General features: G+C 33.4%; 11 protein-coding genes. 10 read left to right on the top strand and 1 reads right to left on the bottom strand.

Going from position 1 to position 13,877, the window contains the following annotated elements; genetic code table 11:
- Nucleotides 1-718 precede the first annotated feature (718 nt).
- The 10 genes from GWI97_RS18650 (at nt 719) to GWI97_RS17810 (ending at nt 10,544) form a co-directional block, all read left to right on the top strand.
- Complete coding sequence (locus tag GWI97_RS18650) at nt 719-928, top strand: hypothetical protein (RefSeq protein WP_072024210.1); 210 nt, start codon at nt 719-721, stop codon at nt 926-928.
- Nucleotides 918-2,297: an APC family permease gene (locus GWI97_RS17770; RefSeq protein WP_161752161.1), complete on the top strand. Its 1,380-nt coding sequence runs from the start codon at nt 918-920 to the stop codon at nt 2,295-2,297. The genes GWI97_RS18650 and GWI97_RS17770 overlap by 11 nt, the downstream gene beginning before the upstream one ends.
- A 563-nt stretch (nt 2,298-2,860) precedes the next feature.
- A complete protein-coding gene (locus tag GWI97_RS17775) occupies nt 2,861-3,412 on the top strand; it encodes a fimbrial protein (protein ID WP_036937797.1) in 552 nt (183 codons plus the stop codon).
- 58 nt (nt 3,413-3,470) lie between these two features.
- Nucleotides 3,471-4,169 (top strand): fimbrial biogenesis chaperone, encoded by a 699-nt coding sequence (locus GWI97_RS17780; RefSeq protein WP_036937795.1) that lies wholly within the window; start codon nt 3,471-3,473, stop codon nt 4,167-4,169.
- Nucleotides 4,147-4,701: a fimbrial protein gene (locus GWI97_RS17785; protein WP_036937793.1), complete on the top strand. Its 555-nt coding sequence runs from the start codon at nt 4,147-4,149 to the stop codon at nt 4,699-4,701. Before GWI97_RS17780 ends, GWI97_RS17785 begins: the two co-directional genes overlap by 23 nt.
- 10 nt (nt 4,702-4,711) lie before the next feature.
- Nucleotides 4,712-5,254: a fimbrial protein gene (locus tag GWI97_RS17790; protein ID WP_082239476.1), complete on the top strand. Its 543-nt coding sequence runs from the start codon at nt 4,712-4,714 to the stop codon at nt 5,252-5,254.
- 8 nt (nt 5,255-5,262) lie between these two features.
- Complete coding sequence (locus GWI97_RS17795) at nt 5,263-5,955, top strand: fimbrial biogenesis chaperone (protein WP_087803573.1); 693 nt, start codon at nt 5,263-5,265, stop codon at nt 5,953-5,955.
- Nucleotides 5,956-5,959: 4 nt separating this feature from the next.
- Nucleotides 5,960-6,706 carry a fimbrial biogenesis chaperone gene (locus tag GWI97_RS17800; RefSeq protein ID WP_036937788.1) on the top strand — a complete coding sequence of 249 codons (747 nt, stop codon included), beginning with the start codon at nt 5,960-5,962 and terminating at the stop codon, nt 6,704-6,706.
- A gap of 50 nt (nt 6,707-6,756) precedes the next feature.
- The gene (locus tag GWI97_RS17805) at nt 6,757-9,342 is read left to right on the top strand and encodes a fimbria/pilus outer membrane usher protein (protein WP_237585401.1); all 2,586 of its coding nucleotides are present in this window, start codon (nt 6,757-6,759) and stop codon (nt 9,340-9,342) included.
- A gap of 53 nt (nt 9,343-9,395) precedes the next feature.
- Nucleotides 9,396-10,544: a hypothetical protein gene (locus tag GWI97_RS17810; RefSeq protein WP_161752162.1), complete on the top strand. Its 1,149-nt coding sequence runs from the start codon at nt 9,396-9,398 to the stop codon at nt 10,542-10,544.
- A gap of 383 nt (nt 10,545-10,927) precedes the next feature.
- Here the strand turns inward: GWI97_RS17810 and GWI97_RS17815 are convergent, their stop codons facing one another.
- Entirely contained in the window at nt 10,928-13,861 is a 2,934-nt protein-coding gene (locus GWI97_RS17815) for an autotransporter domain-containing protein (protein ID WP_161752163.1), read from the bottom strand.
- Nucleotides 13,862-13,877 lie beyond the last annotated feature (16 nt).

Genomic DNA, 13,877 nt, shown 5'->3' on the forward strand with positions numbered 1-13,877 from the left:
TTTTTTATCACTTATTGTTTTTTATTTGTTCAGAATTAAGATTGGAAAAATTAAATATTGGGGGTTACATTTGGCTCAATAAATTATCTTATCAACTGTTTTATTCTGACTGTTTGATTGTTACTTCTACGTATTATCTGTCATTTTTTTCTTAATTCATCCTCTTGCTTTTTATTTATGTAAAACAGGTTATTAAAAAACAAACACTTTTTATTAAAAGTCGGTCTTTTTATATAAACAAGTGTTTGTTAGCAATTTATTAACATTAATCTTATTAATGTATTTTATATGTCTTATTTTTGTGGATTGGTATTGATTTAGATTTTATTTTATTTTTTATTGTTATTTATCAGCTTGTTGAGTGTTTTTTGTTTGAGTGAAACTCTGTTTTTTTGAGTATTTATATCTTAATCTTTGTGATAAAAGTACACCTATTGTTAATTAAATGTAGCGTTATAGGTTGACATAGTTTGCGAATTGAAAAGATCGTAAAAAAAGGGGGCTTTTTGATGAAAATGTATTGCTATTTAAGTCTGAGACGTGCAAAATGCGCCCACTAAAAATATGACTGATGCGTTTAAAGTGCATCGGTTTTTTTTTGCATTTTTACTTATTACTACACCAAGAGGTCAGATTCACTTGAGTCTGAATAGATAACATAATTTGATTAGCAGCCAGCCCCTTAGAGAAAGGGTTGTCGTGATAGAGGAATGCTAATATGGTACAATTATTCTCTTTCGCAGTCGGGCCAAACGGTACCTGCGGTAATGATGACTACGGAGCACGGCGTCTCCTAAATACATACACATCCTTAAAAACTTCATTCTATTCTGTTTATAGGCAGATGCGAAGTCTTCCCAGTAACTATCGGTTGAGTTTATTGAATACTCAAACCGAAGTTATGGGAGGGTTCGCGAATGTCAGATAACGTCATCTCCTCTATCGGCACTAACCAAACCGGTGCTAACAATCGCGTTCAACTACGTAAGACATTGACCCTAATGCAGGTAGTCATGATGGGGCTTGCTTTTTTACAGCCTATGACTATTTTCGATACATTTGGCATCGTTTCTGGCATTACTAATGGTCACGTAGCAACATCGTATGCAATAGCTTTAGTTGCAATTTTATTTACCGCGGTAAGTTATGGGAAATTGGTTAAGCGTTTTCCATCAGCTGGCTCGGCATACACTTATGCTCAAAAATCCATGAGTCCATATGTCGGCTTTATGGTAGGTTGGTCTTCTTTATTGGACTATCTATTTATGCCAATGATCAATATTCTATTGGCGAAAATCTATTTACAAGCAATATTCCCGGGCGTTGAACCGTGGATCTTTGTATTTGGCTTAGTGGTTTTAATGACGTTCTTTAACCTACGTGGTATTAACGTTGTTGCTAACTTAAATACAGCAATTGTTATTGTGCAAGTTGCAGTAATGGTTGTGTTTGTAGGGTTACTTATTCACGGCGTATATAACGGGGAAGGTGCAGGGGAGTTATGGACCTTTAGACCGTTTGCATCTGTGGATGCTGAATTAATACCTATGATAACCGGAGCCACAATACTTTGTTTCTCATTCTTAGGTTTTGACGGTATCAGTACATTGTCAGAAGAGACACCAAATGCAGGTAAAGTTATTCCTAAAGCGATTTTCTTAACAGCGCTGATTGGTGGGATCATTTTTATTGCAGTTTCTTACTTTTTACAACTGTATTTTCCTGATATTTCACGATTTAAAAACCCAGAAGAGTCACAACCTGAAATAATGTTGTATGTTGCTGGTGCTTTATTTCAGTCCATTATTTTAGTGTTCTCTTGTGTAACTGTATTAGCATCAGGTATGGCAGCTCATGCTGGTGTTGCTCGTTTACTTTATGTAATGGGACGTGATGGGGTATTCCCAGAGAAGACATTTGGTTACGTACATCCTAAATGGCGTACACCTGCATTTAACGTGCTATTAGTTGGTTTCTTAGCGCTAGGTGCTGTGTTCTTTGATTTAGTAACTGCAACGGCGTTAATTAACTTTGGTGCGTTAGTTGCGTTTACTTTCGTGAACTTGTCTGTTATTTCACAGTTCTATATTCGCGAGCGCCGTAATAAAGGGGTAATGGATCACATTAATTACCTGATATTACCGATTATTGGTGCCGCGACAATGGGCGTCTTGTGGATAAACCTTGAACCTGGTTCTATGGAATTAGGACTTGTTTGGGGGGCAATAGGTCTTCTTTATATGGTATGGATCACTCGTCGTTTCCGTCGCCCAATGCCACAAATGCCAGAAAAGTAATATCCTAAAAATTGAAATAATGATAAATGGAATGGCCTCAGTAATGAGGCCATTTTTTTACATTAGATAAACAAGAATAGAATACATTAGGCTAATAAATAACCAATGGTTGATTTGCACACAATGAAATTAGGTGTATTTACTTATTTAAATAAAAAAATTTAAAAATAATTTTATGTGGAATATAAGTTTATTCTTAAGTGTTTATATCTAAGTGTTTTTACTTATTAATATTAAATTAAATATTAATTTGAATATATCTATATATATGAAAAATAAAGTCTATATATTTTAAATATATCCTTTATTTTTAAAGTATTATATTGATGCTCAATTAAAGATTAGGCATATATCCTAAAAATAAAGAAATTACTTTATAAATAAAGTTTTTTGAATAATTATCTTTTCGCAATTTAAACACAATCCATGAGTAAATTTAAATTGTTGTGCTACTCTTTAAGGGAATTAGAAAATATAGTTTCTTAAATTTTATCTAATAAGATAATTAAGAGAATATAGCTAATTTCAATAGGCGATTTATTTAAAAAACGAAAGGTAACAATATGTCTTTAATTAAGAAAGTTGCTCCGTTTATCGTGTTGTCTGGATTTATGGTTGCAGGCAATGCTTTTGCTGTAACACAGGGTACAACTGTGTCATTCGAAGCATTAATTCGTGCCGCAAGTTGTGATGTTTCTTCAACAACAGAAGGTTCTAGAATTGATTGGGGAACTTTTACGAGTGATGAAGTCTCTGGTAAAAACGTCGGTGATCAATTAGGAGATAACAAGACGTTTAATTTAGAGCTTTCTAATTGTACAGCAGCATTAGCAGCTGATGGAACAATCAATCTTTATGCTCGTGGTAATAAATCAAACTTTGATTCTGAAATGTTTGCTAACGCAACAGCAGCTTCTTTAGCTGTAAAATTGTTAGCAACAGCAAGTAATACTTTAGTTAAACCAAATGTTGAAACAGGTCTGACATTAGGACAAGAGATCATTAAAGACGGCACTGGTCGTATTCCGATGACTGCTGGTCTGTATTTAACAAATGGTGCAGTAACAAGTGATGAATTAAAAGTACCAGTTACTTTTACTGTTGCTTATAACTAATATTACTTAATTTTTAGAGGCTCTATCTAATAGAGCCTCTCATTAAAGAAGAAATATAATGATTAAAGTTACAAATAGAATCAGAAAATTTTTTGTTATTTTACTAATGATTATATCTCCACTTGCTTATTCCAAAGGTGTGGGTTTAAACGCTACACGTATTATTTATCCTGAAGGTGAAAATAGTGTAGGTGTTATTGTTCGTAATGAAGAGCCAAAAATAAATTATTTGGTACAAACTTATATTTCCTCTGATGAAAACCCTGTTGTATTTCAAGTTACGCCACCTCTTTTTAGAATTAATAGTTTATCAAGGCATGAAGTGAAAATTTATATCATGAGTAATTCTTTACCGAAAGATAGAGAAAGTATTTTTTATTTTCATGCAAAGATGATCCCTGGACAAAACAATAATTCTGACACAGCGGGCTTAAGTGTGGGATTTGATAATGTCATAAAACTTTTCTACCGACCTAAAAACTTACCGATGACATCAGAGGATGCGCAAAAGAAATTAGGATTTAGTGTGGAAGGAAAGCAATTAAAGGTAGTCAATAATTCTCCTTATTACGTCAATTTTGCTGGGTTTTCTGTCAACAATATAAAGCTAGATGTTAGTTTGGCCAATAACAATGCCATGATCGCGCCTTATAGTTCGATAAAATATGCCTTACCTATAGGGGTAAGTAAAGGAAGTGTTCAATGGCGTACAATAGATGATTTAGGTGGATTTAATGAACATAAAGCCACATTTTAAGCCAATTGTGTTGGGCGCATTATTAGCCTGTGTTTCTTTTTATGGGCATAGCGCTGTTGATGATTCTGCGGTTGTCATCGTAAAAGGCTCAGTAACAAAAGGTACATGTGCTTTTACTTTATCAGACCAAACGGTGAAATTTTCTCAATCAACGTTAATGCAAAATGTTGATGAAATAGGTGTAAAAGAAGAAAACAAAATACCTTTTTCTGTTAACTATCTTTGTCAAGATTATGTTGATGAAACACCTGATATGGAAGTTGTTATCAAAGCGGGATCAGGAACAGAAATTGCAAATAACAAAATATCACCGGTGAATAATCCAACCAATGCAAGTTTTGCTTTGTACGATTGTAAAAACGGTCATTGTTCTTTAGTTAATTTTAATGCCGGGACAAGTTCTGTTTTTATTACAACTGGAAACGGTAATAAAAATAAAGATTTTGAAGTAGAGCTCGTTAAGAAAGACGGTTCAGCGGTTAATCCTGGCACGCTAAAAGCAATATTAGCATTAACACTTATACAACCTTGAGAGAGTAAATATGAATATATTTCTATTGAAAAGGAATTTGTTAAGTTTATTTATTACACCTGCACTCTTTATCAGTTTTAGTGCTCAAAGTATTGAATTTGACTTTAACGTGATTATTGATAAACAAACTTGTAAGCTCTCTGTTTCTGGTACAAGTAACAATGAAGTTGATTTTGGCAGTATTCAATCGAATAAAATTAAAAATAATCTTATAGAACCTATACCGATAAAGGTTTTACTGAGTGACTGTAAAACAAATGACTTCTTTGATACTTATGTGACGATGAAGGCAAAAAGTACTTTAAATACGGTTACTTTTAATGATGATCTCACTAAAAGTTTTGGTATCAGAGTATCGAATAAAAATAATGTCGCTCAATCTAATCTTAATGCGGATTTTTTTAAATCTGAAGATACTGTTTGGGATAACATTAGTAAAGATCAGTTAGAAAAAACACTTTATACCTATGTTAAATGCAAAGATCCTGCAACTTGTGATCCTGAAGCCGGAGAGTTTTCAGCAACGTTAACTTTTTCGTATATTGTTGATTAAGATATTATATGAATAATTTTATTATAAAAATTTCTATTATTTTAATATTGGCTTTTACTTATTTTAATGCTAATGCTCAAGGGGTTAGTTTAGGCAAAACACGAGTTATTTTTACCGAAGGTAGTTCAAGTGAAAGTGTATATATTTCTAATGATGATAATCAGCCTTATTTAATACAAGCTGGCGTTACTGAGAAAATTGATGGAAATTTATCCTCTAATTTTATCGTTACTCCTCCGGTTTTTCGTTTAGAAAATAAAAGTGTATCATCTTTACGTATTTTATTAAAAGATACTCAATATTTACCCAATGATAAAGAGTCACTCTTTTATTTGAATACAAAAATTATACCTTCCACTAAACGACCTAATGAAGGTGAGTCACAGGAATCAAAATTAGTATTAATAACTAATTTTGTGATTAAAGTTATTTATCGCCCTGAAAATATAGCAAGGCCTTCAGAACAAGATTACAAAAAAATCCTTCTTAAAGAAAAAGAAGGAAAATGGTTTTTAGATAACCCAACGCCATATTATATGACATTAACATCAATTAAAGTTGATAATAAAAAATATAATAGAACTTTCTTGTTAGCTCCTTATAGCAAGACCGAATGGGCGGAACAATCAATAAAAGAAGCTAGTTGGCATATAATTAACGACTATGGTGAGTTATCAAAAGAATTCAAATATAAGGGATAATGAGATGAACATTTTGAATAGTCGTATTTTTTTTATTACTACTTTGATATTAGGTTTTTTTTATTGCCAATTAGCATGGTCTGCTAATAATGCATTTGAATTTTCATTACAAAGAATGACATATAATGAAGGTAGTAAAAGCATCTCTATCGGTTTAAGAAATAATGAAAAAAAAGCATATCTTATTCAAGCTAGTATGAGATGGTTAGATGAATCCACAGGATTACAATTAATTGATAAAAAAGAGAATCCTCCTTTTATTCTAACTCCATTGTTACAAAAAATAGAACCTGAAGAATACTATGAATGGGTAATTAAATTTACGGGATCCGAAAGTAAATTACCAACAGATAGAGAGAGTGTTTATATTGCTCAATTTCGATTAATCCCATCGACAGCTGAAGAAACACCGAATGTACAGATGAACTTTATTAGGGCATTAAACTTTAAAGTATATTATCGGCCAAAATCTCTTGAAGGTATAAAAATAAAAGATGCAGAAAAAAAATTATCAATGTTGGTTGATGGTAATAAAATAATCGCTAGAAATGATTCACCCATTTATCTTGCTTTTAACACAATAAAGATAAATGGAAAAGAAATCGAACTGCAAGAGTTGTCGAAAAATGTTCCTCCTTTTGGCACACAAGAATATTTATTTTCAAATGAAAAAAATATTACATCTATTCATTGGCAAGTATTAGATGAGTTTATGTTTCCATTAGATGAAAAAATGAAAACAGTAAATTAATAGTTTTATAAAAGTGTATTTTTATAAAGATAAATATTAAGAGTGTAAAAATGAATAAATCAATGACAATGTTTAGATATAGTTTTTTTACATCACTTATTTTGTTCTCATTTCATTCTTTTGCAGAAGATTATTTTGATCCCGCATTACTTGATGGACAATTAGGTACATCTGCAAATGAAATTGATTTAAGCCAGTTTTCACAAAAGGATGCTTTACCTGAAGGTAAAATATCTTTATTAGTTTATGTCAATGGTAATAATACGGGTGAGATAATTATTGATTTAATAAAGGGGCCTAATAACAAAGTAGTACCTGAAATTACGCGAGAGTTATTAGATGAATTAGGTGTTAATACTAAAGTAATACCTGATTTGAACACATTAAAAAATGATCAAGTAATTTATGATATTACTGAATATATACCTGATGCATCAATAAAAGTAAATTTATCAGAACTAAAATTAATTACTAGTTTTCCTCAAATTGTGATGTCTAATGAGGCTGTTGGTTATATTGACCCCGCCTCTTTTGATAGTGGTGTTACGGCTATGTTTATTAATTATATGCTGAGCGGGGGACACTCTTCTAACGACAGTCATTTCGATAAAATTAATAATAATGGAAAACAAAAAAATGATAACTTCTTTGCTCAATTAAGAGCGGGGTTTAATCTTTATGATTGGCGTTTACGCTCGACAATGACACAGACATATACTCGAAATTCAAATAATACAGAGACTCAAAGTAATAATAGTAATAAATTTTCTAATACATATCTTTCTCGTAATCTTTACTCTTTACGTTCGGAATTTATTATTGGTGAAACTACAACAGGAAATGATGTCTTTGATAGCATTCCAATGAAAGGAATACGTTTAGTTTCTAATGAACAAATGTTGCCGGCCAGCCAGCAAGGTTTTGCTCCTGATGTGAGTGGTATTGCTCAATCTAATGCTCAAATTACTATCCGACAAAATGGGAATGTCATTTATCAAACTTATGTTGCCCCTGGTGCATTTAAAATAACCGATCTTTATGCTAGTGGTTCGGGAGGGAACTTAGATGTCACAGTGAAAGAAGAAGATGGTTCAGAAAGGACATTTACAATTGCTTTTTCATCATTACCCGTAATGTTAAGGCCAGGTGGTTGGAAATATGAAATTAGTACTGGGCGATTTGATGGTGGCACAACGGTTGGTTCTAAAAAAGCAGATTTTCTGCTTGCCAGTGGTATTTATGGTTTACCTCATGATGTCACTCTTTATGGTGGGTTATTAGGTGCGAAAGATTATTACGCTATTTCTTCTGGGATAGGAATTTCATTAGGTAATTGGGGTGCTCTGTCTACAGATATTACACATGCTCATGCTGACTTTAATACAATAGGCTCCCAAAATGGGCAATCTTATCGATTCCGTTATTCTAAGAATATGACTACTACAGGAACCTCTGTTGACTTAACGGCATTACGTTTTTCAACTAAAGATTATTACGATTTTAATCAATTTAATACTGAAGATTATCGGTTAAAAGACGGTACTTCACCGTGGTTAGGTGAACGAGAAAAAAGTCGTTTTACAACGTCATTATCACAATCATTAGGTCAGTACGGTAGTATTTATTTATCTGGTAGCCGTTATAATTATTGGGAACAAGATAAGAATGTTACTCAACTTACCACGGGTTATAACGGAAATATTCGTGGTATTAATTTTGGCGTTAACTACAGTATTGATAGAATAAAATCAGATGATAGTTGGCCTGAAAATAGGCAAATTAGTTTTAATGTGAGCGTTCCATTTAGTGTGTTTAGTAATTCGCCTGCGCTCAACAATTTTAATAGCACTTACATGATAAACCATGATAATAATGGAAGAACTAACCAGCAAGTTGGATTATCTGGTAGTGCATTTGATAACTCCTTATCTTATGGTATTTCTCAATCTTGGGCTAACCAAGGTCAATCTAATAATGGCTCAGCATATGCTAATTATTCAGGTAACTATGGCACATCCTCTCTAAATTATAATTATTCAAGTGACTATTATAATGTTAATGGCAGCATGAACGGTGGTTTACTTTTACATTCAGGTGGTTTATTGCTGGGTAGAAGTATGGGCAATAGTATGGCTATTGTTGAAGCACCTGGAGCAAAAGGAACTGAATTAAGTTCAGGAAATGGTGCGATTAATGGACAGGGATATGCGTTATCACCATATCTTACAGAATATCGCCAAAACACAATTGCATTAAATGTAAATACATTGCCTGATAATACGACTCTACAATCCACATCTCAAAATGTCGTTCCGACAAAAGGCGCTATTGTTAAGGTTGCCTTTAAAACAAAGATTGGCTTCCAAGCTATTTTAAATCTTTCTCAAAATAAAAGTGTTGTCCCATTTGGCGCTATTGCGACGTTAATTGATGCTGATAATCCTAATGATTTGAATACAGGTATTGTTGGTGAAAATGGCCAGCTTTATATGAGTGGGCTTCCTGATAATGGTAAGCTGTTAGTGAAATGGGGTAATAAAAACCAGCAAAGCTGCAACGTTTCATATAGTGGCTTAAGTAATATTGAAGTCAATAGCAAGCAACCAATAAGAATTTTATCTCTTTCTTGCCAATAAAAAATAATCCTTATTTTATAGGTGGATGCATAACAATGAAAATGCGTAATTTAATGATGGCATCACTAACTTCAGTATTAATGACTTCGTCATTTAATGTTTTAGCTGGAACAGATAGGGGTGCTATGACATTAAGCTTAACTGGGGTGATTGATATGAATATTAGCCCCACTCAAGTTCAATATATAAATGGTACATTGACTGGGACTAGTAGTTTTCCTGGGAGTCCTGTTTATGATATTAGCAGTAACTCTTCTTGGGATACTAAGTATGCGATTATTTCTTTAAGTCAGTCAAAAACGAGATGTGATGCCACATTTGTTTCTAAAATTCCTGGGCAAACTAATAAATACGGTCTAAAACTAACGCATTCCAATAATACAAATACGGCAGTTTATGTAACACCACAATTTAACTTCAATGTCAGTTTATCTAATTTTAGTTCTAATTATCAAAGTGCTTATTCGGGGCAATTTTTTCAGGTGAATAGTAGTCTTGTTGATAAAGAATCATCTAGCATTAATGTATGTTTTGTGCCACATAATTATGCAACGACAACAGTTCCTGGTGGTGGCTCAAAAGTTGTTAGTGTCACAACACCAAGTTCATTTCCTGTTTATATTGATGCTAATTTAACGCCAGGTAAGTTAACGTATAAAGGCACTCCGTTTTATGTAGGTAGTTTTGGTCGGAGTGCTAGTGGGGACTTTTTTGCACAAGTTAACGTAATTGCAGATGTAACAGTAAAACGTTCTTGTGCTGTTACTGGTGTATCTAATCAACAAATTAATGAAAATATGACATTTACGAATGAAGTTATTAGAGATTCTGTATTTACATTATCCTGTGGTGGATTAGGCAACCCTGTAAATATGTCAGCGGTGATTAAAGAGGGAAGTTTAGATCCCAGTAATGTAAATAAATTAGTCTTAGCTCCTATTAATGGTACTGTATCTAACAAAAAACCTTGGGTGATAGGATTGCCTTATAAGCAAACTTCAACACCGAATTTAAAATGTGCTGATGAAAATAATAACAATCTATTAAAGTTCAATAATACCGATCTCGAACTAAGTGGAACCAATATGGGGAATAATCAACCTGATATATTTGGTATTAAATGGGCTCTTTGCAAACCAGATGGCACAAAAGCGGGTGAATATCGCGGAAAAGTGGATGTAAATATTTTTGTTCGCGGATAAAGATGATGGTTTAAAAAAAGGAAAAGTGGATCTTAGGATCCACTTTTTTTATGAAAGATATTTTTATTTCTATTTATTTCATTTATGATTTTATTTTATCTTAAATAAATATTTCAATAGTAAATTATTTTAACTCAAGTTTTTTAAACTAAATTTAGTCTTCTACCTAAATTGCTTTATTCGTTCTCCGCATAACGGATAATCAACTATCCGGCTTGGTGAATAAGAGGATAATTTTAAACTCTCATAATATGTAGCAACTTATCATTGCGGATCAGTTATAGGTAGTTAGAGTTAAGAATTCCTCAATAAGAGCCTCATTCCTATAAACTATCCGCGTTGAATACTTCACTTTATTATGAGGGAGTGTTAAAAAATCCTAATCAGAAAGAGATAGATACTTTCATATCAATGCTATTATCTTGCTGATTTTTTGCTGTTAATCCACTATATCCGATTGATAATTTTGATATTTCATTGATTTGGATTGTTGTTCCTGCTTTAACCACAAGAGCATCCCGTGCCGTATCAACGCTATTAGCAGTAAATGTTGGTTGGGTATTAGTGAAACGTAAATTGATACCTCGTTCCATATCGTGGTATTGGTGTAACCAACCTAGTTCGCCATACAGAGAAACATTAGATTTATTGTTAAGTTTCCACTGGTTATTTAAACGTAACCCTGTAGTAGATGTGGTTGAATTTAAACTTTGTGAATGGGCTTGTAAGGCTGCACGGCCTCCTTGCTCGTTAATGGTAGCGTTTTTTGTTTTGGCGTATTCTAAATTAACAAACGGCTCTAATTGTGTGTCCGAAAGAGTTATTGGATAAGCCACTTCGATAAATATCTGGTTGGTGTTCCCATTGTAATTAGCCGTATTTTTATCTGATTGCGCGACGTAATTGAGCGTTTTTGAGGTATGGACACGATGAAACGTATTCGATACACCTGCACGTAGCGTGATACGGTTAAAATCATAACCACTATAGAGTGATAAGTGGTAGTTTTCGCTATTTGCGTGACTGTTATAACCTGAAAGAGAGGTTTTGGTGACCCCCGCTGCTACACCAAGTAGCATTTTATCGTTGTTAAAACGCTGATCCGCACCTAATAGTACACCATAGGCAGAAGCATCATAGCTATTCGCATTACCATCACTTGAGCTATCTTCCCAATTATAAAGGACTTTAGCCCAGACATTGCCTTTATTGTCTGTACTTTCTTTTTCGCTATTAAGTATTTCTGCGTTTTTAACCTGAGAGAGGAGTGTTTCTTTTATTTGCCGGCTACCGTTAAGTTGATTAGATAAAACATCGGCATGAATTTGACCAGTTAATTCATTAAAGGCATTGCGGACATCATTTTTTAGATCCATTCCGACAATGCTTTCATAGACAGGATGCCCAGAAGGTAATGCATCTATTGCATTGGCAATAGATATTTGGTTTTTTGTTTTTGCCAAGCTTGAAAAAGCAGTATTATTTCTTCCGATATTTAATATTACTGCATTCTGATCGTAATATAGTGTTGTTCCTAAAAAAAGATAGTTTGGATTAACATCAGCGAATTTACCATTAATACCTTTATCCGCCATTAAAATAGTATATTTCGTGTTATATAGACTCTGAACATTGTCTTTTGTGAGGAGGTTTTTATTCTTTTCAAGAGATACATTAACTGTACCTCCATTAAGTATCACTGTGCCGAGGCTCGTTATTTTATCGCTATCACCTTGTGAATTGACTTCAACCAGATAGTGGCTATCAGAATTAAAGAGCACAGTATCATCTATATTAATCGTACCAATTGAATAGCCTGGTGCTACGATACCTCCTGAATTCACTTCTAGTTTCTTAATTTTCCCTTTACCAGTAAGTACACCCTTGTCATTGATATTGACCTGAGAATTTATGCTCCCATTATTTAATAGTAACGTTCCTTTATTAATATCCAGTAAAGAATTTAATTTTCCTTCAAGTAACAATGTACCACCATTGATGGAAGAATTTTTTGAATAGTGATTTTCGCCTATAAGTAGTAAATTTCCCTGATTAACCTCGACGCCTGCAAAATGGTTATTGCCAGATAAGATCAATGTGCCATCGCCTTGTTTGATTAATTTACCAGGCCCACTAATATCATTTTTCCATTCATCAAGTTTACCAAACTCAGCGAAGTCAAATTTATTATTTGTTTGATTAACAATAAAATGATTATAGAAATATGAAGGCCCATTATAGGCTTTAGGAAGATTAATTAATCCCCAGCTAGAATCTGGATCATTTTCGTTTGAAGCCCAGCCAGCCAAAGAATTACTAGGGTAGGCTGTGCTCGCTAAAATAGATTGTCTCTGCTCTTTGGTTAAATATGCAAAACGTAAACGTAGTAAATTGTTGGCTGAACTGGGTATTTTATTGGGGAAAATTATCGGTAAAATTTCAGGATCTTTTATTCCATAATAACCTGCTTCATCGTTAGTTATTTTTTTCGGTGTGGTTAAACAATTTAGGCTTTTACACTGATTAGCGACATTCTGGCGGACTTCTTTGGCAAGTTTAACAAAAGTTCGAGTAGTGTCATCATCTGCAAGCATCTGTGATAACAGGTAATAATTTCCTATTCTCGAAGCGATGGTATCTGTTGCAAAGTGTGCCCCTACGATAACTCGACTTTCACCATATTCTATTGCTCGGGCAAACATTTCACTGCCCTTTTCAGGGAATAATATGGATAAAACCGTAGCTTGCTTATATCCGTTCCATGTATGTCCACTTGGGTAAGATGAACCTGTTATATTGGTATAATTGTTAAGATAATTACCTCCCTTATCAATAACTTGATAAGGTCTGCCACGTAAAAAAAGTTCTTTTAAGATAAAATCTATCGAGCGTGCTCTTTTTTTGTTTGGATCATAAGCATATGTACCTGTGTTATGTAATATGTTCAGATCTTGGTAAGCTTGAATATCGCTAAAATTGATCGACTTGGCGTTATCGCCAAATAAAATATTGGCATAGGTATTAAAAACATAAGAATGGCTCTGTGACTTATCAGCTTCGGCCAGTTCTCTCCGTTCACCAGTGATAGCTTGATAATTATTGCTTATTATTCTATCTAGTTCGGCTGTTTTTGACTCATTTTCAGGGGGAATTGTGATGACACCATTTTTGATCTCTTCCAGCCAATTATTGCGTTGGTCTATAATACGTTGTTTGGTTGCTAAAATATCTGTTTCAGACCATGATGAATTTGAAAAAAGTAAAAAAAAGAAGCTTAACGAGGTAGGTATTACAATGTTTTTCATAAAATAAGCCATAGTCTCCAAAAAGTTT

This window comes from Proteus sp. G2300, assembly GCF_009915965.1.
Taxonomy (GTDB): Bacteria; Pseudomonadota; Gammaproteobacteria; order Enterobacterales; family Enterobacteriaceae; genus Proteus; species Proteus vulgaris.

Excerpts from the sequence above, each read along its gene's own strand:
- GWI97_RS17790 (WP_082239476.1), top strand. The coding sequence starts at position 4,712 with ATGAATATATTTCTATTGAAAAGGAATTTGTTAAGTTTATTTATTACA.
- GWI97_RS17775 (WP_036937797.1), top strand. The coding sequence starts at position 2,861 with ATGTCTTTAATTAAGAAAGTTGCTCCGTTTATCGTGTTGTCTGGATTT.
- GWI97_RS17785 (WP_036937793.1), top strand. The coding sequence starts at position 4,147 with ATGAACATAAAGCCACATTTTAAGCCAATTGTGTTGGGCGCATTATTA.
- GWI97_RS17770 (WP_161752161.1), top strand. The coding sequence starts at position 918 with ATGTCAGATAACGTCATCTCCTCTATCGGCACTAACCAAACCGGTGCT.
- GWI97_RS17795 (WP_087803573.1), top strand. The coding sequence starts at position 5,263 with ATGAATAATTTTATTATAAAAATTTCTATTATTTTAATATTGGCTTTT.
- GWI97_RS17805 (WP_237585401.1), top strand. The coding sequence starts at position 6,757 with ATGAATAAATCAATGACAATGTTTAGATATAGTTTTTTTACATCACTT.
- GWI97_RS18650 (WP_072024210.1), top strand. The coding sequence starts at position 719 with ATGGTACAATTATTCTCTTTCGCAGTCGGGCCAAACGGTACCTGCGGT.
- GWI97_RS17815 (WP_161752163.1), bottom strand. The coding sequence starts at position 13,861 with ATGGCTTATTTTATGAAAAACATTGTAATACCTACCTCGTTAAGCTTC.
- GWI97_RS17810 (WP_161752162.1), top strand. The coding sequence starts at position 9,396 with ATGATGGCATCACTAACTTCAGTATTAATGACTTCGTCATTTAATGTT.
- GWI97_RS17800 (WP_036937788.1), top strand. The coding sequence starts at position 5,960 with ATGAACATTTTGAATAGTCGTATTTTTTTTATTACTACTTTGATATTA.
- GWI97_RS17780 (WP_036937795.1), top strand. The coding sequence starts at position 3,471 with ATGATTAAAGTTACAAATAGAATCAGAAAATTTTTTGTTATTTTACTA.